The organism is Kribbella pratensis, assembly GCF_004366075.1.
In the GTDB taxonomy this organism is placed as follows: Bacteria; Actinomycetota; Actinomycetes; order Propionibacteriales; family Kribbellaceae; genus Kribbella; species Kribbella pratensis.
The window spans coordinates 1356689-1381762 of record NZ_SODU01000002.1; the positions used below are offsets into that span (position 1 = coordinate 1356689).

The 25074-nt window shown below is 67.1% G+C and carries 22 protein-coding genes and 2 pseudogenes; 12 read left to right on the plus strand and 12 right to left on the minus strand.

Going from position 1 to position 25074, the window contains the following annotated elements; all coding sequences use genetic code 11:
* Nucleotides 1-559: 559 nt before the first annotated feature.
* Nucleotides 560-1111 (minus strand): YceI family protein, encoded by a 552-nt coding sequence (locus EV137_RS21465; protein ID WP_134130492.1) that lies wholly within the window; start codon nucleotides 1109-1111, stop codon nucleotides 560-562.
* 211 nt (nucleotides 1112-1322) lie between these two features.
* Here EV137_RS21465 and EV137_RS41490 point away from each other — a divergent pair, with 211 nt between their 5' ends.
* Nucleotides 1323-2360 carry an SLAC1 family transporter gene (locus EV137_RS41490; RefSeq protein ID WP_238175469.1) on the plus strand — a complete coding sequence of 346 codons (1038 nt, stop codon included), beginning with the start codon at nucleotides 1323-1325 and terminating at the stop codon, nucleotides 2358-2360.
* Nucleotides 2361-2764: 404 nt separating this feature from the next.
* Here the strand turns inward: EV137_RS41490 and EV137_RS42035 are convergent.
* Together EV137_RS42035 and EV137_RS21480 are read right to left on the minus strand one after the other, a co-directional pair.
* A pseudogene (locus EV137_RS42035) lies at nucleotides 2765-3199 on the minus strand (universal stress protein); the annotation flags it as partial.
* 28 nt (nucleotides 3200-3227) lie between these two features.
* Complete coding sequence (locus EV137_RS21480; protein ID WP_134130495.1) at nucleotides 3228-4295, minus strand: alpha/beta fold hydrolase; 1068 nt, start codon at nucleotides 4293-4295, stop codon at nucleotides 3228-3230.
* A gap of 229 nt (nucleotides 4296-4524) precedes the next feature.
* On the opposite strand from EV137_RS21480, the gene EV137_RS21485 reads away from it, so the two are divergent.
* The 3 genes from EV137_RS21485 to EV137_RS21495 all read left to right on the plus strand — a co-directional run bounded on the left by EV137_RS21485 (nucleotide 4525) and on the right by EV137_RS21495 (nucleotide 6468).
* Nucleotides 4525-5130 carry a molybdopterin-dependent oxidoreductase gene (locus EV137_RS21485; RefSeq protein ID WP_134130496.1) on the plus strand — a complete coding sequence of 202 codons (606 nt, stop codon included), beginning with the start codon at nucleotides 4525-4527 and terminating at the stop codon, nucleotides 5128-5130.
* 126 nt (nucleotides 5131-5256) lie between these two features.
* Nucleotides 5257-6186: an NAD-dependent epimerase/dehydratase family protein gene (locus EV137_RS21490; protein WP_134130497.1), complete on the plus strand. Its 930-nt coding sequence runs from the start codon at nucleotides 5257-5259 to the stop codon at nucleotides 6184-6186.
* 42 nt (nucleotides 6187-6228) lie between these two features.
* On the plus strand, nucleotides 6229-6468 hold the full coding sequence (locus EV137_RS21495) for a DUF2630 family protein (RefSeq protein ID WP_134130874.1): 240 nt from the start codon (nucleotides 6229-6231) through the stop codon (nucleotides 6466-6468).
* A gap of 9 nt (nucleotides 6469-6477) precedes the next feature.
* Here the strand turns inward: EV137_RS21495 and EV137_RS21500 are convergent, their stop codons facing one another.
* Both EV137_RS21500 and EV137_RS21505 read right to left on the minus strand, forming a co-directional pair.
* Nucleotides 6478-9312, minus strand: a complete 2835-nt coding sequence (locus EV137_RS21500) for an ATP-binding protein (RefSeq protein ID WP_311136379.1) — start codon at nucleotides 9310-9312, stop codon at nucleotides 6478-6480.
* A 68-nt stretch (nucleotides 9313-9380) separates the two neighbouring features.
* Nucleotides 9381-10244: an enoyl-CoA hydratase/isomerase family protein gene (locus EV137_RS21505; RefSeq protein ID WP_134130499.1), complete on the minus strand. Its 864-nt coding sequence runs from the start codon at nucleotides 10242-10244 to the stop codon at nucleotides 9381-9383.
* Nucleotides 10245-10460: 216 nt separating this feature from the next.
* Here EV137_RS21505 and EV137_RS21510 point away from each other — a divergent pair, with 216 nt between their 5' ends.
* Nucleotides 10461-13247, plus strand: coding sequence for an AAA family ATPase (locus EV137_RS21510; protein WP_238175470.1), 2787 nt, complete (start codon nucleotides 10461-10463; stop codon nucleotides 13245-13247).
* 12 nt (nucleotides 13248-13259) lie between these two features.
* Here the strand turns inward: EV137_RS21510 and EV137_RS21515 are convergent, their stop codons facing one another.
* Together EV137_RS21515 and EV137_RS21520 are read right to left on the minus strand one after the other, a co-directional pair.
* Complete coding sequence (locus EV137_RS21515) at nucleotides 13260-13922, minus strand: Bax inhibitor-1/YccA family protein (protein WP_134130500.1); 663 nt, start codon at nucleotides 13920-13922, stop codon at nucleotides 13260-13262.
* Nucleotides 13923-13953: 31 nt separating this feature from the next.
* Nucleotides 13954-14445, minus strand: coding sequence for a VOC family protein (locus EV137_RS21520; RefSeq protein WP_238175471.1), 492 nt, complete (start codon nucleotides 14443-14445; stop codon nucleotides 13954-13956).
* A 240-nt stretch (nucleotides 14446-14685) separates the two neighbouring features.
* On the opposite strand from EV137_RS21520, the gene EV137_RS21525 reads away from it, so the two are divergent.
* Both EV137_RS21525 and EV137_RS21530 read left to right on the plus strand, forming a co-directional pair.
* Entirely contained in the window at nucleotides 14686-15066 is a 381-nt protein-coding gene (locus EV137_RS21525; RefSeq protein ID WP_134130501.1) for a hypothetical protein, read from the plus strand.
* Nucleotides 15067-15223: 157 nt separating this feature from the next.
* Nucleotides 15224-16420 carry an epoxide hydrolase family protein gene (locus tag EV137_RS21530; protein ID WP_134130502.1) on the plus strand — a complete coding sequence of 399 codons (1197 nt, stop codon included), beginning with the start codon at nucleotides 15224-15226 and terminating at the stop codon, nucleotides 16418-16420.
* A gap of 235 nt (nucleotides 16421-16655) precedes the next feature.
* On the opposite strand, the gene EV137_RS21535 is transcribed toward EV137_RS21530, so the two are convergent.
* On the minus strand, nucleotides 16656-17426 hold the full coding sequence (locus EV137_RS21535; protein ID WP_134130503.1) for a DinB family protein: 771 nt from the start codon (nucleotides 17424-17426) through the stop codon (nucleotides 16656-16658).
* A gap of 139 nt (nucleotides 17427-17565) precedes the next feature.
* Between EV137_RS21535 and EV137_RS21540 the strand changes: the two genes are divergently transcribed.
* The 3 genes from EV137_RS21540 to EV137_RS21550 all read left to right on the plus strand — a co-directional run bounded on the left by EV137_RS21540 (nucleotide 17566) and on the right by EV137_RS21550 (nucleotide 19453).
* Nucleotides 17566-18252 carry an arsenate reductase/protein-tyrosine-phosphatase family protein gene (locus tag EV137_RS21540; RefSeq protein ID WP_134130504.1) on the plus strand — a complete coding sequence of 229 codons (687 nt, stop codon included), beginning with the start codon at nucleotides 17566-17568 and terminating at the stop codon, nucleotides 18250-18252.
* A gap of 68 nt (nucleotides 18253-18320) precedes the next feature.
* The gene (locus tag EV137_RS21545) at nucleotides 18321-19058 is read left to right on the plus strand and encodes an aquaporin (RefSeq protein ID WP_134130505.1); all 738 of its coding nucleotides are present in this window, start codon (nucleotides 18321-18323) and stop codon (nucleotides 19056-19058) included.
* Entirely contained in the window at nucleotides 19055-19453 is a 399-nt protein-coding gene (locus EV137_RS21550) for an arsenate reductase ArsC (protein ID WP_202871066.1), read from the plus strand. Before EV137_RS21545 ends, EV137_RS21550 begins: the two co-directional genes overlap by 4 nt.
* Nucleotides 19454-19458: 5 nt before the next feature.
* Here the strand turns inward: EV137_RS21550 and EV137_RS21555 are convergent, their stop codons facing one another.
* Nucleotides 19459-20502 carry an ArsO family NAD(P)H-dependent flavin-containing monooxygenase gene (locus EV137_RS21555; RefSeq protein WP_238175472.1) on the minus strand — a complete coding sequence of 348 codons (1044 nt, stop codon included), beginning with the start codon at nucleotides 20500-20502 and terminating at the stop codon, nucleotides 19459-19461.
* 9 nt (nucleotides 20503-20511) lie between these two features.
* The gene (locus EV137_RS21560) at nucleotides 20512-20856 is read right to left on the minus strand and encodes an ArsR/SmtB family transcription factor (RefSeq protein WP_134003024.1); all 345 of its coding nucleotides are present in this window, start codon (nucleotides 20854-20856) and stop codon (nucleotides 20512-20514) included.
* A 72-nt stretch (nucleotides 20857-20928) separates the two neighbouring features.
* On the opposite strand from EV137_RS21560, the gene EV137_RS21565 reads away from it, so the two are divergent.
* Together EV137_RS21565 and EV137_RS21570 are read left to right on the plus strand one after the other, a co-directional pair.
* The gene (locus tag EV137_RS21565) at nucleotides 20929-22314 is read left to right on the plus strand and encodes an FAD-dependent oxidoreductase (protein WP_134130506.1); all 1386 of its coding nucleotides are present in this window, start codon (nucleotides 20929-20931) and stop codon (nucleotides 22312-22314) included.
* Nucleotides 22314-23531: an MFS transporter gene (locus tag EV137_RS21570; protein ID WP_134130507.1), complete on the plus strand. Its 1218-nt coding sequence runs from the start codon at nucleotides 22314-22316 to the stop codon at nucleotides 23529-23531. Before EV137_RS21565 ends, EV137_RS21570 begins: the two co-directional genes overlap by 1 nt.
* Before the next feature lie 10 nt (nucleotides 23532-23541).
* Here EV137_RS21570 and EV137_RS21575 read toward each other — a convergent pair.
* Nucleotides 23542-24030 (minus strand): annotated as a pseudogene (locus EV137_RS21575) (DinB family protein); the annotation flags it as partial.
* Between the two features lie 41 nt (nucleotides 24031-24071).
* Nucleotides 24072-24989: an NADP-dependent oxidoreductase gene (locus EV137_RS21580; RefSeq protein ID WP_134130508.1), complete on the minus strand. Its 918-nt coding sequence runs from the start codon at nucleotides 24987-24989 to the stop codon at nucleotides 24072-24074.
* Nucleotides 24990-25074 lie beyond the last annotated feature (85 nt).

Genomic DNA, 25074 nt, shown 5'->3' on the forward strand with positions numbered 1-25074 from the left:
CCGCCAGATGCTCCGCATCTTCGCGCCATGCACCCCTGCCCCATCCTCATACTGTGACCGGGCAGTCCGGTAGGGATGACGTTGGAGGCTGGCTCAGATGCGATCCATTGAGGCGCGGCTGTGATCCTGCGGCACTATGCATCCCTCGCGGCCAACCGACGCTCTCCTCCTGGCCGGCGTCGGCCTTTACTCAGCACAATCAACAGAAGGCGATGGCGGTGCATGGTCACGGATGCGAAGCCCGGAGATGTAAATCCGCAGGTCACGGATAGGTTTGGCAATTGATGACAAACGATGAGCGAATTCTTGCCAGTTTCCGCGGGTTGTGGGTTCGGGTCCCACGGGGCCTACAAATCCACAGGTCAGGCGCCTGTTGGCGCCTGTGCCGGGATCTCCAGGTCAGCTTTACTCAGGCAATTGGCTGAGTCCGCTGCGGAGCGACTGGGCGTCCGGCCACCGGCGGGTCGTGTGCCGACGGCTTCCGGGCTTGCCCGGCCGCTCGCCGTTGCGACAATCTCCCCTTCGGACGCAGTGACATGATCCAGTCCGTGCACGGTTGTCAGGCGTTCCTGATTGCGGAGACCTCGATCTCCAGCACGATCTTCTCGGAGACCAGGACACCACCGCCCTCGAGCGCCGCGTTCCAGGTGACGCCGAAGTCCTTGCGGTTGATCGCGACCGACCCTTCAAGACCGACGCGTCGGTTGCCGTACGGATCGACGGCCGCACCGACGTAGTCGAAGTCGATGCTGACAGGTCTGGTGACCCCGCGGACGGTCAGGTCGCCTGTCATCCGGAAGGTGCTGTCGTCGAGTTGCTCGACGGCGGTCGAGACGAAGGTGATTTCCGGGTGCGTGCTCATGTCCAGGAAATCATTGCTCCGCAGGTGCTCGTCGCGCTGACTGTTGCGAGTGTCGATGCTTTTGGCCTGGATGGTGACCCGCGCCGACGAGTTCCCGGGATTCGTTCCGTCGATGTGGGCCGAGCCCTCCCAGTCGTTGAAGGCGCCGCGCACCTTGGTAACCATCGCGTGCCGGGCGACGAATCCGACTCGGCTGTGGGCTGTGTCGATGGTGTATTCGCCGGTGAGCTCGGCTGTTGTGGTCGTCATGGTGTCCTCCTCTGCAGTGGTTCCGCTTCAGCGTCACTCGACGAGGCGGATGGATGCGCCCGGGAGCGTCCCTGGCCCACTTACGGGCGGGACTCAGGCCGGCTACCAGGGGTTGGCGTCTGCCAGTGGTCACACCAGTGGGTCGTCCTGGTTCGGTGCGGGCGGTACGACGGCGATCGTCGTCGTATTGCCGATCGAAAGTGGTGACACGATGAAGTCCACGAGCACAGTTCGTCCGACGTCGGCTACACCTGTCGCGAACCGGGAGGGGAAGTTCTCGGGTGCGGTGTTGCCGATCGCGTTGTTCTCGATTCCGCTGGGTCTTGCCGGGCTCGGCGGTGCGTGGGAAGCCGCGGTGCAGCATCTGGGCGCACCGGCGGCTCCCGTGGATCTCGCCTACGCGGCTTCCGCTGTTGTCTGGGCGACGTTCACCGGCATCTACGTGGTCGGTGCGATCCGCCACGATTCAGCCAAGTTCACAGTGGATCTGCGCCACCCGCTGTTCGGTCCGCTCACTGCCTACGTTCCTGTGATTGCGATCCTGCTGATCGCACATTACGAGCCGAGCCTCGGTCAGGCCGCGCAGTGGCTGACGTACGTCGCTGTGGCGGCGCTGGCGATCAACGCTGCGGCGCTGGTGGCGCACTGGCTGGGAGCACCGCTCGAGCAGGACGCGATGCACCCGGGCTACTTCCTGCCGGTGGTGGCCGGCCCGTTCATCGCCAGCATCGGTCTGGCCCGGGTGGGTGATCGCTTCGCTGCCATCGGAGTGTTCGGTGTGGGGACCTACTTCTGGTTGCTTCTGGGGGCCGTGATCACCAGTCGGCTGTTCTTCGGTACGCCGCTTCCGCAGCCGTTCAAGCCGGTTCTGTCCATCCTGCTTTCTCCGCCTGGAACCGCTGGACTGGCCTGGTTCGCAATCACCGGCGGCGCGATCGATCATGTGCAAGCGGCCGTTGGCGGCGTCACGTTGTTCACGTTGCTGGTTCAGCTCTTCTTCGTAGCCGACTACCTGCGCCTGCCGTTCAGCTCCCAGCACTGGGTCTTCACCTTCCCGCTCGCCGTACTGGGCAACATCGGAGTTCGCTGGGCGGCGGGCTTGGGCTTCGACGGCTGGGAGGCAGTCGCCTGGGTCATCCTGGCGATCTCCACGGCGTCGATCCTGGCGATCCTCAGCGGGACCCTGCGCGACTTTGCCGCGCGAGTGCTTGCCGTCCGGTCCGGTTGGTGGGGTGGTGGACGAACGTGATCGGTGCCGAGACGGATTCGAGTATTCGGCCGACTGCGGATCTCGTGCGCCACGGGGCGATGCGGCTCTTGGGTACGGGAAACACCACGAGGGCCGCGGATCGTGCTGCCTTGGGCAGGAGGGAACCGCGCGGGCCGGACAACGGATGTACCTGCAGGTCGACGTCGGCGAAGGCGTGCAGGTGCCGGCGCAGGAGGTCGGCGATCGTTGTTTCGCCGGTTGGTGCTGCGCTGGATGTGTCGACAAGAACGCTGACTCCGAGACCGCGTCTGTGAGCGGCGTCGAAGGCCGTTCGGAAGACGGCCCATGCGGCGGTGAGAGCCTGATCGGACCGGTACGACGGCGACCACCCGGGCCGCTGCGCGCCCGTACGTCGCCTGACCGCTGAGGCCGACGACGGCCACGGGGCACCGCGACCGGGTGGCGACTTGCAGGATCACCGGTCTACCTCTTCTGCGCTGTGGACGACAGGTGGCGTCGCGCCCCAGCACGATCAGGTCCGTGTCGTCACCCGCGCGCGCGATTGCACGAGCCGGGTCGCCGATGTGGATTGCGGTGGACACAACCAGGTGCGGCGCGACCTGCCGGGCCCGCTGTGCTGCTCGATCGAGCAGGCGATGGGCGGCCTCGTGGACGCCGCGATCGCCCGGCGCGACAGGGACTGGTTCGAAGGGATCCCAAGGGACGACATGCAGCAGGCGGAGGCTTGCCTGTCGAGCCGATGCCTCCGCTGCCGCCCAGGCAGTGGTTTCGAGGGCATCCACCTGGTTGTCGATGGCAACCAACACAGATGCCGCGGCTCGGGACTGTTGTCGGCGGGCTGCGTCCACGTGATGCATGAGTGCCTCCCTCGGAACCCGACGCGGCCTACCGTGCGGCTGTGCGGTACGGAGCCAGGAAAGCGCCGATCGCTTCGAGCATCGCGGCGGGAGCTTGCTCCGCGACCCAGTGCCCGACGCCGGGAATGACCAGACCCTGAACGTTCTCCACCGCAGGTGCGATGCCCCCGGCCGCGGCGGGTCCCCAGCTGTTCTCTCCGCCGATCCCGAGCACCGGAATGGTCAGCTTGTCGGTTTGACGCTTGGCGTTCTGCTCGAGCGTGGCATCCCAGGCACGGTAGAGCCCGAAGGTGGCTCGCAGACTGCTGCGGTCGCGGTTGTACAGGCCGACGTAGTAGTCGATCGCGTAGTCGGGCAGTGTCGATCCGCCGCCCTGAATGGCGAACTCGTAGCGGTAGAAGGCGCTCGCGTTGGTCCTGACCATGTCCACGATCAGCTCGTCGTCGACCCGGTTGAAGGGGATGTGCCAGAGCCGGTTGTTGAGGAACTCAGGGAGGAAGAGCGGCGGTGGCGGCGGGCCTGCTGGATCCACGACTCCAGGTGGCCCGGGCACTTCGGCGACCACCAGGCGCTCGACCCGGTCGCGATGGTCCGCGGCCAGTGCATACCCGATGATGTAGCCGGTGTCGTGGCCGACGACCGCGAAGCGCTCGTGGCCGAGTGCTGTCATGAGACCGGCGAGGTCGTTGGCCAGGGTGGCCGCGTCGTACCCGCCGCGGGGCTTGTCGGTCAGTCCGATTCCGCGCTGGTCGACTGCGACGACGGTGAAGTCGTGAGCCAGTGCCGGCATCAGGAACCGCCAGGCGTACCAGTTCTCCGGCCAGCCGTGCACGAGCAGAAGCGGAGGACCGTCGCCGCCGACGACGACGTGCTGGCGGATGCCGTTGGCCTCGACGAACCGGCTCTTGAAGGTCCTGGTGAATCCGGACGGGAGCTTCGGAGCCGTCGAGACCGATCCGGCGAGGTCCGCCACTCGCTGCGGTGTGGCGGAGGCGGTGGATGTCGTCAGGCCGCCGAGTAACGACGCGCCAGTGGCAGCCGCAGCGGTGCCGACGAAACGTCGGCGGGAGAACGGCTGTCGGGCATGGATGGTCATGAGGGGTTCTCCTTCGGGAAGGAACAGATCCGCTGTGATCTGTCGACCTCACCGAGACTGGTCGCTTCCGCCGTCTTGGCGCGCCCGTGACTACCCCTGGTGTCCTCCCTGGCCACCTGCTGGGCAACCAGTGGCACCACCAGGGGTTGACCCGGGTGCCGGCCAGGCCGCGCGAAGGGATCGTGAAAGTCAACGTCAGCTGTTCGACAACGATCTGAGGGACCATGCGATGACTACTTTCTCCGCCGGCTTCACCGGCCGTCCGGGTCGCGGCGCCCGGAACGCCCGCGTCCCTCCTGGCCAGTACGTCACCTACGACTTCCCAGTGCTCTCGGCCGGCCCGACGCCGCTGATCCCGCTCGACACATGGAGTTTGGAGGTGAGCGGTGATGCGGGCGTCGTGCGGCGTTGGTCGTGGGACGAGTTCCGTGGGCTCGACGCCGAACAGGTCACAACCGATCTGCATTGTGTGACCAGGTGGAGCAAGCTCGCGACCAACTGGACCGGCGTCCCCGTCGACGCGTTGCTGGCGGACGTCGAACTCGACGGCACGTTCGTGATCGCGTCGTCGTACGGCGGGTACACGACGAACTTGCCGCTCGACGATCTGCTGGACGGCAAGGCGTGGGTGGTCTTCGAGTACGACGGGAGACCGATCGAACCGGAACACGGCGGTCCCGCTCGTCTGCTCGTCCCGCACCTCTACCTGTGGAAGAGCGCCAAATGGATACGCGATCTTCGGCTGCAGGCTCGGGACGCACCGGGTTTCTGGGAGCAGCTGGGCTATCACAACCACGGCGATCCGTGGCGGGAGCAACGGCATTGGGGCGACTGACCTGACGGCTACTCCACGGGATTCGTGGAGGCCGGTATCGAACTACTCATCGAAGCGGGATTCGCGGCCGACAACATCAGAGCCGAACGTTTCGGGCCGTAGTCGCACTGATCGAAGGAGACGGCAATGCGAGTGTTCGTCGCAGGAGGAACAGGAGTTGTGGGTCGGCCTCTCGTCGATGCGCTGGTCGGCCATGGGCACGAGGTCACGGTCAGTGGCCGCCGCCGCGACGGCTTTCCCTTGAGGGAGCGGCTCGGGGTTCGGTCGGTCTTGATGAACGGGCTGGACGAGATCGAGGTGGGCCAGGCGATCGCCGACGCCAAACCGGAGGTGATCGTCAACCTGATGACCGCGTTGTCGGCGCCTGCTCGCGATTACGCCTCCTGGCTGGAAGTGACCAACCGGCTGCGGACCGAGGGAACGAGGTTCTTGATGCGTGCGGCTCGTGATGCCGGCACTCGCCGGGTCGTCGCGCAGAGCGCCAGCTTCATGACCCAGCCCGGATCGGGCTCGGCCGACGAGTCGGCACCGCTGTACGTCGACGGCCCGGGGCCGATCGGAAGCCACATCAGGGCGAACATCGACGCCGAGAACCTGGTGCTGACGACGCCCGGTATCGAGGGCGTCGTCCTTCGCTACGGCTTCTTGTACGGCGAAGGAACCGCCATCGGCCCTGGTGGCGACATCGCCACGGCGGTCAAGGCCGGCGACATGCCGATCGTCGGCGAGGGAGCCGGCCGATATCCGTTCATTCATGTCGGCGACGCGGCGGTGCTCACGCTGCAGGCCGTCGATCGCGGAAGCCCAGGTGTCTACAACGTCGTGGACGACGAACCCGCTCCGCAGGCCGACTGGCTGCCGTACCTGGCGCGGCTCTTGGACGCACCACCCCCGCGCCACATCTCTGAGGAGGAGGCCGAGAAGCAGTTCGGCGTCCAGGCCGTCTACTACGGCAATCGGCTGCCTGCTGCCAGCAACGCCAGTGCCAAGGCAGAACTCGAATTCAGGCCGCACTTCCCCTCCTGGCGGGACGGTTTCCGCGAGGTCTTCCGCTGACCGCCGCAAGCAGATTCGGAGGAAGCAATGACAGACATGACCATGGCGTCGGTTCATGAGGCAATCCGACAGCTCGTCGGTGAGGAACACACGTTGCGCAGAAGCCGAGCCGGGCGCACTGGCGATTCCGCGGGCCGGGCGCAACGACTGCAGGAGCTCGAAGTCGAGCTCGACCGGTGCTGGGACTTGCTCCGGCAGCGTCGCGCGCTGCGGGCGGCCGGAGCAGATCCGGGCACTGCGACAGTTCGTTCAGCCAGTCAGGTGGAGCACTACCTGCAATGAGGACGCGGATCAGGATGATCTTGTTGTGGCGCGGGCCGAATCGGGAAGGGTCTGGCGTAGCTCTCTGCGCGTCTGTACGCCCAGTTTGGTGTAGATCTTGCGCAGGTGCCATTCCACTGTGCGCCCGCTGAGGAAGAGGGCCGATCCGATCTCCGCGTTGGTGAGACCTTCCGCGGCGAGCCGAGCGATATGGCTCTCCTGCGCGGTGAGATCACCGGTTGACTCGACGGTCCGTCGGCGTACGGTCTCGCCGGTCGCGCCGAGTTCTTGACGTGCGCGGTCGGCGAATCCGTCCACGCCCATGGCGCTGAACGTTTCGAAGGCGAGGCGCAGTTTGGTGCGAGCCTCTTTCCGGCGGTCCTGACGTCGCAGCCATTCGCCGTACCGGAGCTGAGCTCTGGCGCGCTCGACTTCCAGGGTTGTGCGTGCCAGCCTCTCGGCTTCTTCCCGGTAGCTGTCCTCAGCGGTTCGGTCCGGGTCCAGCAGCGCTCTCCGGCCGGCCTCGACGCCCAACGCCGCATCCGTACCACTGGCCTGGGTGTACGACGAGAGTTGTTCGAACGCGAGCTTCGCGTCGACGCCGTTGCCGATCCGCACACCTGCCTCGACGAGTTCGGCGAGTGCCCATTTCGGAGGCCCGAGCTCGAGCGGTGACGCGGCGGCCAGTCGGGCAGCAGCCAAGGCTTCCTCATGGCGGCCCAGCCCGTTGAACATGACGGCCTGGAACCAGCCGATCATGTTCAGGCCTACCCCTTCACCCCGAGCCGTGACGTCGTCGAGCAACTTGCGGAAGCGTGCTTCCGCGCGTACTGCGTCTCCGCGGATGGCGCTGAGACAGACGTCGCCGTACGGCGTCATCGCGTTCTGCCCTCCGGTCACCTCGGCGACCCAGTCGCACTCGGCGACCAAGGACTCGGCCTCGGCGATGTCGCCGCTGTACAGGTCGTAGATGATCCGGCTGTTGAGGGCGACGGGCAGCACGCTCAGGGCGCCGATCTGACGAATGGCAGTGAGATGTCGTTGCGTGAGTACGTCCCAGTTGAGGTCGTCGAACAGGTCTGTCGCCGCGCACGCCGCGAGCCACGCGAAGCGTACGGACTCCTCGATGGTGAGCTCGTCCGATCCGAACGCGCGCACGGTGCCGAGGAGGCTCGGCGCCGCCGCCGCGTACCCGTCGGTGTAGAGCACCGCGACGTCTCGCAGCATCAGGTCCGGCTTGTCCGCCGCGTCCGGCAGTTGCATCCCGCGCAGTGCCTCGGCGACCTGACGCATTCCGATCCCGGATCCGGAAGCCAGCCGTCCGGCGAACATCGCTGCCGCGAAGGCGTCGAGATATGTCTCCCGAGCGAGTCTCGGGTCGAGTTGCTCCAGTCGTCCGGCGGCGGCGAGAAGCAGTGGCAGTCCCTTGTTTCCGCCCTCGGAGTAGTGGGCGATCTGTGCCTGTAGCAGGCTCACCCGCGCGCTCTCGGCCTCGTCCAGCGGTCCCGCCTGCGCCATGGCCAGCAATGACAGGGCGTCGCCGAATGCGCCGCCGGTCACCTTCGCTTGGGCGGCTGCCAGCGAGCGCTGAGAGCGACGGGTCGGATCAGGTGTGAGCGCAGCGGCGGCTTGCAGGAAGGCCGCCGCTGCCGTGACTCCGCCGCGGCCAAGGGCACGGTCCGCAGACTGCTCGAGGGCGGTCGCGACGGATTCGTCGGGGCCGGAGGCTGCGTGGGAACGGTGCCAGGCCTGGCGATCCGGGTCTCCGACAGGATCGCTGGCGTCTGCGAGCGCCTGGTGCACGGTGCGCAGTTCCGCTGGAGTGGCCGCACGGTAGACGGCCGACCGCACGAGCGGGTGCCTGAACTCGACTCGATGACGCAGTTCGAGCAGGCCTGTCGATTCGGCGGCCGCGATCGCCTCGGTGCCGATCCCGATGTGCTGTGAAGCACGACGTACCAGATCTATGTCCCCGACCGGCTCGGCGGCCGCCAGGATCATCAGTTGCCGGGCCTGGTCCGGTAGCGATCCCAGCTGTCGGAGAAACCCCTCCTCGAGGCGGCTGACCAAGCCGTGGTCCACGGTGCTGTCGTACTCGGGCGCCGTGTCGGCGGACAGCAGGTCGCGGGGGAGTTCGAGCAGAGCGAGCGGGTTGCCGTGCGATTCGGCCACCAGCCGGTCACGGACCTGGGCGTCGAGGCGACCGGTCGCTGCTGACTCCAGCAGCTCCGCGGCATCGTGGTCGCTCAGTCCGTCCAGCTCCAGTTCCGGCAATGCGGTCAACTTCGGCTGTTCATCGGTCGTTCGGACCGCGAAGACCATGGCAACAGGCTCCGCGTGAAGCCGGCGGGCCACGAATTCGAGGGCTTGTGCGGACGCCTGGTCGAGCCACTGGGCGTCGTCGATGATGCAGAGCATTGGCTGCTCCTCGGCGGCGTGGCTCAGCAGGTTGAGGACCCCGAGCCCGACGACGAACCGGTCGGGTGGGGTGCCCGACGCGAGGCCGAACGTGGTTTCGAGTGCCGTTCGTTGCGGAGGTGGCAGCTGATCCAGCCGGTCGAGGAAGGGGATGCAGAGCTGGTGCAAGCTCGCATAGGCGAGCTCGATCTCCGACTCGACGCCGGCCGCCCGGCTCACCTGATAGCCATCGGCGTTCGCCAACAGGTACTGCAGCAAGGCCGTCTTGCCGATCCCGGCTTCGCCACGGAGGACCATGACCTGGCTCTGTCCGCTACGCGCATCACGGAGGATCGAGGCGAGTGCCTCACACTCGGACCGGCGTCCGCGCAGGCCTGGCCACCCCGAACTGACAGCCATGATCACCCCCACCGTTACGGTCGGCGTCGACAACTGCGGCCTCGGCATGGGGCGACGTCGGAGGCGATGCAGGTCTCACTCTGGCACTGACTCCTGCGCGGGGGCAATGGTGGCGATCAACGCGGAGACCGACCGTCCTGGTGGTGATCGCTGTGCGGACGTGCGAGCTCACCGATCGCCGCTGCGAGGTCGAGCTCGGCGCCCGCCGGCGTCTGCAGGCCGCGCTCGAGCAACTGCCGGATCCGTACGGCGTTTGCGGGGCGCCATGCGGTCCGGAGGAACGCCGTCATTGCCGGCCCGAACTCCTCGTCGGCGGGCAGCGATGCGAGATCGAGCAGCGCCTTCGCAGCCTCGATCGCGACTTTGTCGAAGCCGGCGATGCGTCGGGCGAATCGGTCGACGAAGGCGTCCAGTTCGGCGTCGGGAAGGACTCGGTTGACGTAGCCGTATCGCTCGGCCAGGGCCGCCGGGAAGTCGTCCGCTCCGAGGATGATCTCGGCTGCCCGCGCGCGGCCGACCAGTCGCGTGAGCCGAGCCATGGAGCCGCCGCCCGGCACGGTGCCCAGGCCGACCTCCACCTGCCCGAGCACGGCCGTCTCGCTCGCGAACCGGACATCGGTCGCCAGGACGAACTCGCTCCCGGCGCCGCGGACCCGACCGCGGATCGCAGACACCGTGACGGCCGGGACCTTGCTCAGCCTGACGAGGTTGTCGACGTACGGGTGCAGACCGGTAGGGCCCGGTGCCATCGCGGCGAGCTGTGCCCGGTCAGCGGTGACGTCCCAGTGGGCCATGAAGAAGTCCCGATTGCGGCTGTCGAACACCACGACCGTGAGCGCAGGAGCGCCCTCGATCCGAGCCACCAGATCGCCGAGCTGATCGATCGTGTCGAGGTCGACCAGGTTCACCGAGCCGTTTTCGAACGTCGCTCTCCAGTAGGTGTCCGAGACCTCGGTGACGTGAAACTGCGGAGCGTTCATCGAAGATCTCCGATCACGTGACACGTCTGCGCAAGCTGATGGCTCGACCATCACGCAGCGTGCACGGTGCACGCACCAGTACCAGGCACTGGCCTGTGCACTGGCAGCTCTGCAGGCCCGTCCCTCGAGTCCCCGATCGACGTCTGCTCGGCGGATCCGGGATTGCGCGTGCCGGAATCCGGTGCGACCGTGTGACCGAGGTGCTTGGAGGCGGTCGTGTCGCGGAGAGCCAGCCGTCGACGGCCGGTCTTGCGGGGCCGACGCGACGAGTGTGAAGAGCTGGATCGTCTTGTCGCTGCCGCGCGTCTGGGTGGTCGTGGCGTCCTCGTTCTGCGCGGTGCACCTGGGATCGGCAAGAGCGCGCTCCTCGAGTACGTCGCCTCGGCGGCAGGGGACTGTCGCACGCTGCACGTTGCCGGCATCGAGTCGCAGATGGAGCTGGCGTTCTCGGGCCTGCACGAGCTGTGCGAACCACTGTTGAGCCTGCTCGATCGCCTACCAGAACCACAGGAGGAGGCGCTGTCGACGGCCTTCGGATTGCGCGAGGGAACACCACCGGATCAATTCTTGGTCGGGCTCGCCCTGTCGACGTTGCTGTCCAACAGCGCGGGTGAATCTCCCGTTGTGTGCATAGTCGACGACGCACAGTGGCTGGATCAAGCCTCCGTACGGGCGCTCGCGTTCTTGGCCCGCCGACTGACGACCCAGCCCATCGCCGAGTCGGTTGCCATGGTGGTCGCGGTCAGATCGGGTGAGGGCGCCGGCAGTTGGGCAGATCTCCCCGGGCTGCGGCTGCAAGGCTTGGCCGAGCCGGACGCTCGAGCCTTGCTCGAGTCAGCGGTAAGCGGCCGATTCGACGCGCGGGTACGAGATCGGATCCTGGCCGAAGCGCATGGAAACCCGCTTGCGTTGCTGGAGCTGCCGCGTTGGTTCACCTCGGCTGAGCTGAGTTTCGGGCCGGGACCGGACAGCACGACCAGGAGCAGATCGCTGACGAGCCGGATGGAGGACGGATTTCGCCGTCAGCTCGCGTTGCTGCCGCAACAGTCGCGTCTGCTTCTGGTCGCCGCGGCGGCGGAGCCGCTCGGTGACGTCCGCCTGCTGTGGCGCGCCGCCGGACTGCTCGGCATCAACGTCGACGCGGCACGCCCGGCGGAGCGCGCTGGGCTGATCGAACTCCGTGAGACCGTCCGGTTCAGGCATCCCCTGGTGCGATCGGTAGCCTACCGATCGGCCACCAAATCGGAGCGCCAAGCGGCACACAGAGCGCTGGCCGAGGGCACCGACCCGGCTACCGACCCGGATCGGCAGGCTTGGCACCGCGCTTCCGCAGCTCAGGGGCCGGATGAGGTCGTCGCAGCGCAACTGGAGCACTCCGCCGATCGTGCTCTTGCTCAGGGCGGACTTGCCGCCGCCGCCGCATTTCTGGAGCGTTCGGCCGTGCTGACACCCGACGCCGAGGATCGTGTTCAGCGCCGACTGAATGCAGCACAGGTCATGATGCATGCCGGCGCCCTCGATGCTGCTTCGCAGCTGCTCACAGTGACCGAACACGGGCCCCTCGACGAGCTGCAGCGCGCTCGTCTCGACGTACTGCGTGCACAGATCGGGCTGGCATCGAATGAGGGCAGAGATGCGCTCCCACTGCTGGTGAACGCCGCCCGCCGGTTGGCGCCGCTCGACGAGGAGTTGGCCCTCGACTCCTATGTGGACGCGTTCACCGCGGCTTGGTTCGCAGGCCATCTGGCGACCGGGCCGAGTGCGATGGAGGTTGCCCTCATGGTGCGCGACGCACCGAAGCCGTCGCTGCCACGACGGGGAGATGACCTGCTGCGTGCACTGGCTGTGCTTTTCGGGGACGGCTACCGGACCGCGGCGCCTCTGCTCAGAACGGCGATCAAGGCGTTCGACACCGACGATCTCTCGGTCTCGGAGGCTGTTCGGCTGCTCTGGCTGGCAACAGTGGTTGCGATTGATCTGAGGGACGGGACAGCCTGGGATCGGCTGGTCGTCCGGCATCTGCGGATAGTCCGGGATTCAGGTGCCGTGAGCGCTTTGCCGCTGGCGCTCAACTCGCGTGTGTTCTTGGCTTTGTTTTCCGGTGATCTGACCAAGGCCAAGGCTCTGGTCCACGAAGTAGAGTCTGCCACCGAGCTCGCTCAGATCAGGATGACGCCGTACGGCGCCATTGGCCTGGCTGCCTTTGAAGGACGTGACGACCCGACGACACGACTGCTCGCGTCGGCGCGACATGATGCGGCCGCGCGTGGTGAAGGGCTCGGTGTGGCATTGACCGATTGGGCAAACGCGTTGTTGTGCAACGGTCAGGGCAGATACGCGGCGGCCCTCGAATCCGCTCGCGAAGCGGCCGCCCACCCGGAGGAGATGGTGGTCAGGTCCTGGAGTTTGGTCGAGTTCGTCGAGGCTGCCGTACGTACCGCTGACCCGGCCGGCGCCGCAGCTGCGGTGGGGCAGCTTGCAGAAGTCGCTGAGGCCAGCGGCACGGACTGGGCAGTGGGCATCCTTGCTCGTTCGGAGGCGCAGCTTCATGACGGTCCGCGCGGCGAGGAGCTGTATCGGGAGGCGATCGATCGACTTGGCCGCACCAATCTGCACGTCGAGTCGGCGCGCGCCCGGCTGCTGTACGGCGAGTGGCTCCGCCGTGCCGGTCGTCGGCTTGAGGCACGTGAACAACTCCGACGCGCGTTCGACGCATTCACGGCGATGGGGATGGAAGCGTTCGCCACCCGGGCGCGCCACGAGCTCAGCGCCACCGGCGAGACAGTTCGCAGGCAAGCGATGGAGGCGCAGGAGCTCACAGCGCAGGAACTGCATATCGCTCGACTCGCGGCAGATGGCCTGACGAACGCCGAGATCGCCGCCGAGCTGTTCCTCAGCCCACGCACCGTCGAGTGGCATATCCGCAAGGTGTTCACGAAGCTGCGGGTCACCGCCCGCCGGCAATTGGCAGACGCGCTCCGCGCGATCAGTACCAGTCCGTGACGCTGCTGGGTCTCAGCTCGAGTTCGGGCGGGAAAAGATCTGCAGGAAGAACAGGAAGACGTTCAGGATGTCGACGAAGATCGACGCAGCCAGAAGCGGCGCCGATTCTGTCTCCGCGGAACGGCGCAGGCGCTGGAAGTCGAACATGACCAGACCGGCGAAGATCACGAGGCCGAGGACGGAGTAGATCAGCGCGCCGTTCGGAATCTGCACGAACACGAGCACGATGCCGAACAGGATCAGGCCGATGAGTGCCCAGGAACCGATCCGCCCGAACGCCGACAGGTCCCGTCGGGTCGCGTAGCCAGTGGCGCCGAACCCGGCGATGAACAACGCGGTGGCACCACCTGCCTGCCACAGGGCTCGCGGATCCGCGCTCGCGTAGTACGTGAGAGTCGGAGCAACCCCCAAGCCCGTCAGCAGTCCGAACGCACTCAGCAGTCCGATGGTCAGTTCGATCGATCTGCTGGCTGCGAACTGCATTCCGATCAGGCATCCGATGGCGGCGACGAACGCGATCAGGCCGAGACCGCCGTGGAGGTTGCGGCCGAGATAGGCGCCGAGAGCGAACAGTCCTGCGGTCACGGCGACGTACTGCATGGTCTGCGCGAACAAGGTGTGTGTCCTGTCCCGCCGGGTCAGCTCGGCCGGGGAAGGGGCGATGTACTCGGTCATGTTCTGCTCCTTTCGAACTCTGTGTGGGTGCTCAGCTCGGCAGATCGTTGGCCGGGCTGTACGACGTACTTGCGGTGTCGACGCGCCCGGGCAGTCGGGCGGTGACCTCCTGCAGCAGCCAGATGTTGCCGTCGGGATCGCTGAACGTGGCGCGCGAGCGATACGTACGACGCTCGGGGTCCGGGCCGCTCGAGGGTCCGTCAGGGCCGGTGTGAAAGATCTCGTCGACCTCGACGCCGGCGGCGATCAAGGCGTTCCGGCTGGCGATGATGTCGGCAACGACGAGATATGCCTTTGCAGAGCCGGGCGCTGCGGCACTCAGATTCGGACCGAACTGCACCGAGCACCATGAACCAGGTGGTGTGAACTGAACGACTCCAGGTGGCGTGACATCCAAGCGCCATCCCAGGCGCTGGTAGAACGCCTTCGCCCGGTCGACGTCGGATACCGGCACAACGACCACCTCGACCTTCATGTCGAAGCCGCCGAGCTGATCCATCGCTTTGCTGGTGGGAACACGCATGCTTGCCTCCCTGCGGACTCGTGTCTTCAGGCAAGCCTCGCGGCTGCAGCAGGGTGTTCGCGCCAGGGGAACTGCCTGGCGCCGACCCTTGTGGTGCCTGCCTGGCCCGGACGACTACCGGTCTTTAGCGGCCAGGGTTCAGGCCCGGGGATCGCACCGGCGCGACGCGCCGATGCGACGCGCGACTGTGGGGATGCAGACAGATCCGGCAGGCAGCCGGACGCTGAGAGGAGGCACCTGATGGCGCTCGACTACTACCCCACATGGCTCGACAACCTGGCCGATGACGTCACGCTGGAGGGCGCGGCCATGGAAGGCACGGTGCGCGGCGCCGACGACGTCCGTTCGATAGTCGTGGGGGCAAGGGAACTGTACGAGTTCCAGGACTTCACCTTCGCGGGCGAGTACGGCGACAACGGGTTCCTCGAGGACTATGCGACGGCGGTCAAAGGTCAGCCCCTCGGAGTTGTCGTGGTCGTCAACCTCAACACCGTCGGCAAGACACAGCGCCTCGTGGTCCTGCACCGGCCACGAGGTTCGCTCCTCCTGTTTTCCCGTTTGATGCATGAGAAGTTCGCCGGTACCCCGATCGCGCACCACTTCCTGGCGACCGAATCGTGAGTTCACGCCGTCGGGATCGACACTGGCGACCCCGGCCCGGGATCGGGCCAGTGTGTACCACGGGCGCGGAGGGCCTGGTGGGCGCGTGACGCTGGATGGTGACCGATCCATCCGCCGGCGCTCACCCGCCGGACGACCTCACCAGCAGGTGGAGACCATGCCCAACCCGAACGAAATCCGTCCCTTCCGGATCGACACACCAGAAGAAGCGATCGACGACCTGCATCGCCGGATCGCTGCCACGCGATGGCCGGCCCGGGAGCTGGTCGCCGATCGATCCCAGGGCGTCCAACTGGAGACACTCCAGGAGTTGGCCCGCTACTGGACGAGCGACCACGACTGGCGTGCGTTCGAGGCACAGCTGAACGCACTGCCGCAGTACACGACCGAGATCGACGGCGTCGAGATCCACTTCATCCACGTCGAGTCGCCGCACGAGAATGCGTTGCCGCTCATCATGACGCACGGCTGGCCGGGCTCGGTCGTCGAACTGCTGGAGACCGTCGGCCCGCTGACAGATCCGACCGCTCACGGCGGATCCGCCGAGGACGCCTTCCACCTGGTGCTGCCCTCATTACCCGGCTACGGCTTCTCTGGTGAGCCGACCGAGGTCGGCTGGGATTCCCTCCGCATCGGCCGCGCCTGGGCGGAACTGATGAAGCGTCTCGGGTACACGCGCTACGTCGCCCAGGGCGGCGACGTGGGCGCCGACGTGACGGACGCGATGGGACGCCAAGGGGTCGAGGGGCTGGTCGGCATTCACGTCAACCTGCTCGCCTCGGCGCTCGGCATCAAGGACCACCTGCCCGCGGAGACCGAGCAGGAACGCGCGGCGCACGATGCGGTCACCACCTTCACGACGGACGGCTTCGCCTACTTCATGGAGCAGTCCACTCGGCCGCAGACCATCGGGTACTCCCTGCTCGACTCGCCCATCGCTCTGGCCGCCTGGATGCTCGACCACGACACGGACAGCTACTACAAGATCTCCCGCGCCTTCGTCGACAAGCAGCCGACGGGTGGCCTCACTCGGGACGCCATCCTCGACAACATCACGCTCTACTGGCTGACCCGCACCGGCGCATCCGCGGCTCGGTGGTACTGGGAATTCGGGCGGTTCGTAGCCGCCGCCACCGCGGCCGGCCACGCTCCCCCACCGGTCACGGTTCCGGTCGGTTTCACGACGTTCCCCGGAGAACTGTGGGCCGCCCCGCGCAGCTGGGTCGAGACGGTGTACCCCGGCCTCAACTACTTCAACGAGGTCGACAAGGGCGGCCACTTCGCCGCCTGGGAGGAGCCCGCCCTGTTCACCGCCGAGGTACGCGCTGCGTTCCGCTCACTGCGGAACCCCTGACGCGGAGACCTGACACCGCCACGTACCCAGCGTTCGCGCCACAGCGTGACCGCAAACAATTCTCAGGCGATGCAAGGCCTACGGCCCGGGGCACCGGCTGTGGCCGGTGCCCCGTGATCAAGCGTCGAGCCTGCAGGCGTCAGGGGCATTATGACGACGCGCGCTCCGGTAACTGCCTCGACCGACGACTCGATCCAGCGTGGTGAGCCGAGAACCGTGATGAACGCGTGTCGAGTCAACGCGCAACGCGATACTCCGTGGGTTGTGACTCCAGCACATCAAGGTCGCGCTCGGCGTACAGGCGATGCTGCCACTCCTCGTTGAGCACGATCAGCAGGCATTCGCGGACGGGGAAGCTCTCCGGCGGGGGCCAGCCTGGCCCGGCGACTGGTTCCGTGTCCGCGTTCAGCTGTTCCTCGCTGAGATTGTCGACAACCCGACGTACTGTCGCCATCCGGTCCATCCGCAGCTCCAGGACCTCCTCGAGTGACGGACGGACATCGCGATTCCGCGGTACGCCGGGGGTGTCGGGCATCTCGTCCCACGGGAGATCGAGCGGGTCCCACGGACTCGGATCACCGAGGATCGCGCGCCGTACCCAGGAATCCGTGGCAAACGCGAGGTGCCGCAACGTCTCGATGAAGGACCACTCGTCGTCGACATGCTCGTGCAACAAGTCCGCCGGCAATCGTCGCGCCCGATCGACCGTCCCCGCCCAGAGGCGCTCGACCACATCCCAGCCGTCGCGGAACCCGGGTACGTCGGTCGGCCGCATCTTCACCCGATCGGGATACCGCCGGTCCAGTTCGGCGTCCACGAGCGGCGCGACCTCCACCCCGTTGATCACGAGATCCTCGATATCCCCGTCGATCCGCACCCGCCCCAGCTCGACGCCGCGCAGGATGGATCCGCTCAAAGCCACTCCGCGGAAGTCGGCGTCGCGCAGGTCGACATCACGAAACCGCGCTCCGCGAAGGTCGGCGTGGTCGAACACCTTGTCACCCATACCGGCAACGCTAGACCTCGATCCGGACGAACTCCTTCCGGAAACTCGCCGGGATCTTCCACAGTCGCGTCTTGCAGAGATGGTGTACGACGGTTACGGCGCTTGACCTCGAGGTGTTGGGTCAGTGATTATTGAGGCAATGGGTGTTGAGCGGAATTCTCTGGTTGAGCGGGCGCGGGTTTATGCGGCGCTGGGGGATGCGGCGCGGTTGGCGGTTGTCGATGCGTTGGGGGTGGGGGATGCGGCGCCGGGGGAGTTGGGGGCGTTGTTGGGGATGCCGACGAATTTGGTGGCGCATCACTTGAAGGTGTTGGAGGAGGCTGGGCTGGTCGTTCGGGGGCGGTCCGAGGGGGATCAGCGGCGGACGTATGTGCGGTTGGTGCCGGAGCGGTTGGCGTCGGTGGCTAGTCCGTCGCTGGAGGGTGTGCCGCGGGTGGTGTTCGTTTGTACGCAGAACTCGGCGCGGTCGCAGTTAGCTGCGGCGATCTGGGAACGGCATAGTCGGGTGCCGGCGGCGTCGGCGGGGACGCGGCCGGCGGAGCGGGTGCATCCGCGGGCGGTGAAGGTGGCTCGGCGGCGCGGGCTCGACCCGACGTCGTGGCGCACCGCGCAAGTGAGCGACGTGCTCAAGCGCGATGATTTGGTGATCGCGGTGTGCGATATCGCGTATGAGCATCTGCCGGCGGAGACGCGGCCGCGGGTGCACTGGTCGGTGCCGGATCCGGCGGCGAAGGACACGGACGCGGCGTTCGAGGCGGCGTACGACGAGATCGCCGGCCGGATCGATCGGCTGGCGCCACTGGTTTCGAAGGGGACGGCATCATGACCGACCGAGAGGACCTGTCGCTCGCGTTGCCTTCGGGAGCAGTTTGGCGAGGCGATGGTGAGTAGCCGGTGAGCGTGACGCCGCTGTGGCGTCGGGTGGTTGCCGAGGGCATCGGAACTGGTCTACTCGTCACGGTCGTCGTCGGGTCAGGTATCGCGGCGGCCAAGTTGTCGCCGGACGATGTCGGGCTTCAGTTGCTCGAGAACGCGTTCGCTATCGCGCTCGGTCTGGCCGTGCTGATCTTGATGATCGGCCCGGTGTCGGGCGCGCACTTCAACCCGGTGGTCTCGGCCGTGGACTGGTGGCTCGGACGTCGGACCGGGACCGGTCTGACCGCTCGGGATCTCGGTGCGTACATCCCAGCACAGATCATCGGCGCGGTGCTGGGTGCCGTGCTTGCCAATCTGATGTACGGCGAGGCCGCGGTGTCGTGGTCCACGACGGAGCGGACTGCGCCGCACCTGTGGCTGGGTGAGGTCGTCGCGACAGCCGGGCTGATCGTCCTGATCTTCGCCCTGGCTGCATCAGGTCGCGCAGCGGTGGCGCCTGCTGCGGTCGGTGCGTACATCGGGTCGGCGTACTGGTTCACCTCGTCGACGTCGTTCGCCAACCCGGCGGTCACGATCGGGCGGGCGTTCAGCGACACGTTCGCCGGTATCGCCCCGGGCTCGTTGCCGGGCTTCGTGATCGCTCAGATTGCCGGAGCCGCTGCCGGAGTGGGCGTGCTGGCCGTGCTGTATCCACAGGCCGGACGAGCCGCGGACGATGTTGTCACTTCTCATACCGAGACTGGAGCCTCCAAGTGAGCAAGCCAAGTGTTCTGTTCGTCTGTGTCCACAATGCCGGGCGGTCGCAGATGGCCGCCGGGTGGTTGCGGCATCTGGCGGGGGACTCGGTCGAGGTCCGCTCGGCCGGATCGGAGCCGAAGGAGCAGATCAATCCGGTCGCTGTCGAGGCGATGCGCGAGGTCGGCATCGACATCACGGGCGCCGTGCCGAAGCGCCTGGAGACCGAGGCCGTTCGGGAGAGCGATGTCATCGTGACGATGGGCTGCGGCGACGCCTGTCCGATCTTTCCCGGCAAGCGCTACGAGGACTGGGAGCTGACGGATCCCGCCGGTCAGCCGATCGAGGTCGTACGTCGGGTCCGCGACGAGATCCGTGGTCGGATCGAGAAGCTCCTCGGGGAGCTTCAAGTGTGACGAGTTCACAGGTCGCGGACGAGATCGCGGGCGGTGCGGCCGGCGCCGATGAGTGTGGCCGAGGCCGGCCCGGTCCAGTCGCCGTACCCGATCAGATGCAGGCGTGGTTCCTTGATTGCCTGCGTGCCGTCGGTCGGGATCAGGCCGTCCGGCGCGCGCAGGCCGAGACCGGCGAGGTGGCCGAGCGCGGGGCGGAAGCCGGTGCACCAGATGATCGTGTCGAACGATGACTCGGTGCCGTCGGGCCACCGGACACCGTGGTCGACCAGGCGGGTGAAGGGCCGGCGCGCGTGCAGTACGCCGCGCTCGCGAGCCTCGCGCACATTCTCGACCATCACGATGTCACCGAGACCGGCGACGCCAGTGGTGTCGGATTCACCGCGCAGGCGGGCTTTGTGCCGTTCGGTCGCGATCTCGAACAGTGCGCGCCCGTCGACCTCATCCGGTAGGAACCGTGGCGGACGCAATGTCACCCAGGTCGTCTCGGCCACCAGCGAGACCTCGGCAAGGATCTGAGCGGCTGAGTTTCCGCCGCCGACGATCAGGACCCGTCGGCCCCTGACATCCGACGCACTTCGGTAGTCGGCGGTGTGGAGCTGGTGGCCGGCGAAGGTTCCCGGATAGTGCGGGACGAAGGGCCTCGACCAGGTTCCCGTCGCCGAGATGACGTGCTCCGCCGGCCAGTCGCCGCTGTTGGTGTGTACGACGAGTTCATCGATGCCGCGGTTGACGGATCGGACGGCGACGGATCGACGTACGTCGAGCTGGTAGCGGTCCTCGTACCGGGTGAGGTAGTCGACCACGTGTGATGCCAAGGGGTAGCCGCTGTCGCCGGTCCAAGGCGGCATCATCCAGCCGGGCAGAGACGAGTACTGGGTGGGGGAGAAGGTTCGCAGCGTCGGCCACATGCGGGCCCACGCACCGCCAGGTTCGGCCGCCGCGTCCAGGATCGCGAAATCCTTGCCAGGAACCAGGCCGGATCGGCGGAGGTAGAACCCGGTCGCGAGACCTGCCTGACCACCGCCGATCACCACGGCGCGGAACGTCACGGAGACGAGTCAGACCGCTGCGGGAACAGACAAGAGCGTCGAAAGCCAGGTGAGGCGCTCAGGCAGAGGCCAGTAGTAGACCCAGGTGCCGCGGCGCTCGCAGTCGACCAGACCCGCCTCGCGGAGCACCTTCAAGTGGTGCGAGATGGTCGGGCCGCTCACCTCGAAGTGTGGCGTGATGTCGCAGACGCAGACCTCATCACCGGCCGAAGCGATGATCGACATCAGCCGCAGCCGGATCGGGTCGGAGAGTGCCTTGAACACCGCCGCACCCTCCGCAGCCTGCTCCGGACCGAGGGCAGCCTCGGAGATCGGCGTGCAGCACGAGTTGAGGACCGGCAGCTGATTCGACATGGATCTATCTTGACTCTTGTCGAATCAAGAGGCAAGCTTCGTGATTAGACAAGCATCTAGACAGCGCGGAGGATGATCGTGACAGAGCCGGTGGTAGTCATCGGAGCGGGCCCGGTGGGACTGGCCGCGGCGGCCCACCTGGCCGAACGCGGACTGGAGTTCCTGGTGCTGGAATCCGGACCGGGCGTCGCGGCCGCGATCGACGAGTGGCGGCACGTGAAGCTGTTCAGCCCGTGGCGCTACGACATCGACGAAGCCGCGCGCCGGCTGCTGGAGGACAGCGGCTGGATCGCGCCCGACCTGGACGAGCTGCCGACCGGCGGCGACCTGATCGACGAGTATCTGGCGCCGCTGGCGAAGACCCTCGCGGACAGGATCCGGTACGGCGCTCAGGTGATCGCGGTGACCCGTGTCGGATACGACCGCATCCGTACGGCGGGCCGCGAATCAGCGCCGTTCCTGCTGCGCCTCGCGGACGGCGAAGAGGTGTTGGCCTCGGCCGTGATCGACGCGGCGGGGACCTGGCGCCGCCCGAACGTTCTTGGCGCATCGGGGATCCCGGCCCGTGGCGAGGACGAGACGGCCGATGCGATCGCACACGCGCTGCCAGACGTGTTCGGGCGCGATCGTGACCGTTTCGTGGGTCGTCGTACGGCGGTTGTCGGCGCCGGTCACTCTGCTGCGACGACGCTGCTCGAGCTCGGTGAACTGGCCGAGCACGAACCGGGTACCGAGGTGGTCTGGGTCGTTCGGGGAACCGACCAAGCGCGGACGTACGGCGGTGGCGACGGGGACGAACTGCCCGCGCGGGGTGCTCTCGGCGCGCGGCTGAAGGCGCTGGTGCAGTCGGGCCGCGTCGAGTTGGTGAGCAGCTTCCGCACCGAGTCGTTGACCCGTACGGCGGACGGCCGGGTGGAACTGGCCGCTGGGGACCAGCGCGTCGTGGTGGACACCGTGGTGAACTCGACCGGGTTCCGGCCCGACCACGACATGGTCGGCGAACTGCGGCTGGATCTGGATCCGATCCTGGGTTCGACGCGGGCGCTGGCGCCGTTGATCGACCCGAACCAGCACTCCTGCGGGACCGTTCCGCCGCACGGCGTCGACGAGTTGGCCCACCCGGAGCCCGGGTACTACGCGGTTGGCGCGAAGTCCTACGGCCGGGCGCCGACGTTCCTGCTCGCGACGGGCTACGAGCAGGCTCGCTCGGTCGTGGCCGCGTTGGCCGGCGACTGGGAGGCCGCGCGTGACGTCCAGCTGAACCTGCCGGAAACCGGCGTGTGCTCGTCGAACCTCGCGTACGGCGACTCCACGGATGAGGCCGGGGGCGGCTGCTGTGGCCCAGCACCGGTCAGCATCGAAGCGCCGGTGAGTCGAGGCCTCGCAACCGGCATCAGCGGTGGACTGCTGACCGTCGTCGAGGCCAAGCCCAGCACCCAAGCCGGCTGCTGCGGCTGATGACGACGACTCCGGGTCTGGCCACTCGTGCAGTGGTCAGACCCGGACGGCTGGTCGGGACGCTCGCAGTCACACAAACGGTCGGGTACGGCGTTCTGTACTACGCCTTCAGCGTGATCCTCGGCCCGATGAGCAACGACCTCGGGATCTCGCACACCACGGCAGCGGGCGCGCTGACTCTCGCGGTCCTGATGTCAGGTCTGCTGTCGATACCGGTCGGCCGCTGGCTTGATGCCCGGGGCGGCCACGCGTTGATGACGGTGGGATCCGTAGTCGGCGCGGTGGCGGTGTTCGGGTGGTCCCAGGTCCACAGCGCCGCACAGCTCTACTTGGTTTTTGTGCTCATCGGAGTCGCGTCGGCGATGGTGTTGTACGAGCCGGCCTTCGCGGTGGTCGTGGCAGCGACGGAGCCGGCGCGGCGGGCGAAGGCGCTGCTCGGTGTCACGCTGGTCGCTGGATTCGCCAGTTCGATCTTCATCCCGCTCACCGGGCAGCTGGTCGATCGGATCGATTGGCGTCGCGCGCTCGTCGTACTCGCGGTCCTCCTGGCTGCACTGACCGTTCCTCTGCACGCCTTCGGGCTGCGGCGCACCGCTGCGGCGGGTCATCGCGCACGACGTTCGCGCACGTCGCCTGCCCGGGTGCTGCATGATCCGGCGTTCTGGTTGCTTGCGGCAACCTTCGTCCTGCATGGCGCGGCGCTGGCCGTCATCGCCGTACACCTGGTGCAGTACCTGACCAGCCTCGGTCATCCGGCCGTCGTCGCCGCCACGCTCGCCGGGTTGCTCGGGTTGTTGTCGGTCACGGGCCGGGTCGTCACCACGTTGTCCACCCGTTGGTTGCCGATGGCGACGATCGTCGGGTGCATCCTTGTCGGACAAGGCATTGCGATGTCATTGCTGCCTGTCGTCGGGCGGCAGTTGCTCGGAGCGATCGGCTGCCTGGTGCTGTTCGGTCTCGGTTTCGGGGTTGCGTCGATCGCCACACCGGCGATCCTGCTCGACCGGTACGGCGCCACCGGATACGGCACGATCGCGGGCACACTGGCCGCCCCGATCCTGATCGCGAAGGCCACCGCACCTCTCGGCGGCGCGCTGCTCGCCGCCGCGGTGGGTTACCGGACACTCGTCCTGCTGGTTGCTGCCGCGTGCGTCGTGGCGGGCGTGCTGCTGTTCGTCGTACGGCGGATGCCCACCGAGGACCTCCGTCCAGTGTGAGTTGCTTGCGGTGGAAGTCGTAGTGCTGGGTCGGGAAGTGATAGACGTCAGCCAGGGTCATGTAGTCCTTGAAGAACGGATCCCACCGGGTCGGATAGTGCATGCCCCGGGCCAGGTCGGCGTCGGTTTCGGCGTCGAGCCGCCGGTGAAGCTTGTCGATGACGTGGTCGAACATCACGACCATGCGAGCCGGGCTGACCGTGCGGCCGGCGGCGTACGAGCCGAGGAAGTTGACCTCGTCGAACGGCCGGGTTCCTGCATTCAGCAATCGTGCATACGTGCGACTTGCTCCGCGGGGCAGCCGACCGAAGACACGAACCAGCCCGAGCAGCGCACGGACGATCAAGTAGCCCAGCAGCATGTGAAACAGCAGTTGGCGGTTGTTCCACCGCGTGCCGTTCGAGGCTCTGCGCAGTACGTCGTCGTCCGCCGACTCGACCAGCCGTCGGAAATCGGCGCGAACCCGCTCGAGTTCCTCGTGCACCGACGTCCTGTCCATAGCTCCATCATGTGCTGTGGAACCTCGTTCGGTCAGCAGGCTCAGGGCTGGGGTTTCATCGCGATGATGGTCTTGCCGCGGGTGCGTTCTGCGAAGGTGGCGGGGACTGCATCCAGGTCGCGGACGGCTGTGACAAGCGGTGTGAGCCTTCCGTCGCGTACGCGAGCAGCAAACTGAGCTGTCTGTTCGCGGTGGGGCTCGACAACGAAGAAGATTGACCTGCCGTCGCGCGGGTGGACGGTCGGTGGTTCGGCGACACTGACGAGGGTTCCGCCCGGGCGCAGCAGTGCAGTGGAGCGGTCGCGGATCTCGCCGCCGATCACGTCGAACACCACGTCGACCTCCCCGGCGTCCTCGAGGCGATCGCTGTCCAGGTCGAGGAACTCCTGGGCGCCGAGGGAGCTGACCAGGTCCCGGTCGGCAGTCCGGCCGGTGCCGATGATGTGTGCTCCGGTCTCGCGGGCCAGTTGTACGGCGACGGAGCCGACGGAACCGCCGGCGCCGTGGATGAGGACGGATTGACCTGCTTGCAGGTGAGCGTGGTCGAACAGCGCTTGCCAGGCTGTCAGACCGGGCATCGGGAGAGCGGCCCCGGTGACGTGGTCGATGTCGGCAGGGAGAGGAGCCAGGTTGCGGGCCTCCACGGCGGTGTACTCGGCGAGCGAGCCGTTGCGGGCCCAGTCGGTCAGCCCGAAGACCCGCTGGCCGATCCTGAGTCCCGTCGTACCGTAGCCGAGCTCGACGACCACACCTGACACCTCGTGGCCGATGACACTTGGGGTACGGTCGCGGCCGGCGCGGTCGGTCCAGGTCGCGGGCCAGTCCGGCTCGGTTCGGATGAAGCCGGCGGCGTGCACCTCCACGATGACGTCGTTCTCGGCGGCGTGGGGGTAGGGCAGCTCGGTCAGGGACAGCCCGTAGCCATCGGCCTCGCGGTCCCGGACAGTGATGGCACGCATTTGAAGATCCTTCGCACTGGTCGTAATGATGGTTCTCCTCCGACCGTAGGCAGACGTGGCCCGCGATCGCTGGGCCATTCCGAGG

Excerpts from the sequence above, each read along its gene's own strand:
- EV137_RS21490 (WP_134130497.1), top strand. The coding sequence starts at position 5,257 with ATGCGAGTGTTCGTCGCAGGAGGAACAGGAGTTGTGGGTCGGCCTCTC.
- EV137_RS41490 (WP_238175469.1), top strand. The coding sequence starts at position 1,323 with ATGAAGTCCACGAGCACAGTTCGTCCGACGTCGGCTACACCTGTCGCG.
- EV137_RS21495 (WP_134130874.1), top strand. The coding sequence starts at position 6,229 with ATGGCGTCGGTTCATGAGGCAATCCGACAGCTCGTCGGTGAGGAACAC.
- EV137_RS21515 (WP_134130500.1), bottom strand. The coding sequence starts at position 13,922 with ATGACCGAGTACATCGCCCCTTCCCCGGCCGAGCTGACCCGGCGGGAC.
- EV137_RS21560 (WP_134003024.1), bottom strand. The coding sequence starts at position 20,856 with ATGTCGAATCAGCTGCCGGTCCTCAACTCGTGCTGCACGCCGATCTCC.
- EV137_RS21540 (WP_134130504.1), top strand. The coding sequence starts at position 17,566 with ATGGGTGTTGAGCGGAATTCTCTGGTTGAGCGGGCGCGGGTTTATGCG.
- EV137_RS21520 (WP_238175471.1), bottom strand. The coding sequence starts at position 14,445 with ATGCGTGTTCCCACCAGCAAAGCGATGGATCAGCTCGGCGGCTTCGAC.
- EV137_RS21580 (WP_134130508.1), bottom strand. The coding sequence starts at position 24,989 with ATGCGTGCCATCACTGTCCGGGACCGCGAGGCCGATGGCTACGGGCTG.
- EV137_RS21535 (WP_134130503.1), bottom strand. The coding sequence starts at position 17,426 with ATGGGTGACAAGGTGTTCGACCACGCCGACCTTCGCGGAGCGCGGTTT.
- EV137_RS21530 (WP_134130502.1), top strand. The coding sequence starts at position 15,224 with ATGCCCAACCCGAACGAAATCCGTCCCTTCCGGATCGACACACCAGAA.
- EV137_RS21480 (WP_134130495.1), bottom strand. The coding sequence starts at position 4,295 with ATGACCATCCATGCCCGACAGCCGTTCTCCCGCCGACGTTTCGTCGGC.
- EV137_RS21565 (WP_134130506.1), top strand. The coding sequence starts at position 20,929 with ATGATCGTGACAGAGCCGGTGGTAGTCATCGGAGCGGGCCCGGTGGGA.
- EV137_RS21485 (WP_134130496.1), top strand. The coding sequence starts at position 4,525 with ATGACTACTTTCTCCGCCGGCTTCACCGGCCGTCCGGGTCGCGGCGCC.
- EV137_RS21570 (WP_134130507.1), top strand. The coding sequence starts at position 22,314 with ATGACGACGACTCCGGGTCTGGCCACTCGTGCAGTGGTCAGACCCGGA.
- EV137_RS21500 (WP_311136379.1), bottom strand. The coding sequence starts at position 9,312 with ATGCCGAGGCCGCAGTTGTCGACGCCGACCGTAACGGTGGGGGTGATC.
- EV137_RS21465 (WP_134130492.1), bottom strand. The coding sequence starts at position 1,111 with ATGACGACCACAACAGCCGAGCTCACCGGCGAATACACCATCGACACA.
- EV137_RS21525 (WP_134130501.1), top strand. The coding sequence starts at position 14,686 with ATGGCGCTCGACTACTACCCCACATGGCTCGACAACCTGGCCGATGAC.
- EV137_RS21505 (WP_134130499.1), bottom strand. The coding sequence starts at position 10,244 with ATGAACGCTCCGCAGTTTCACGTCACCGAGGTCTCGGACACCTACTGG.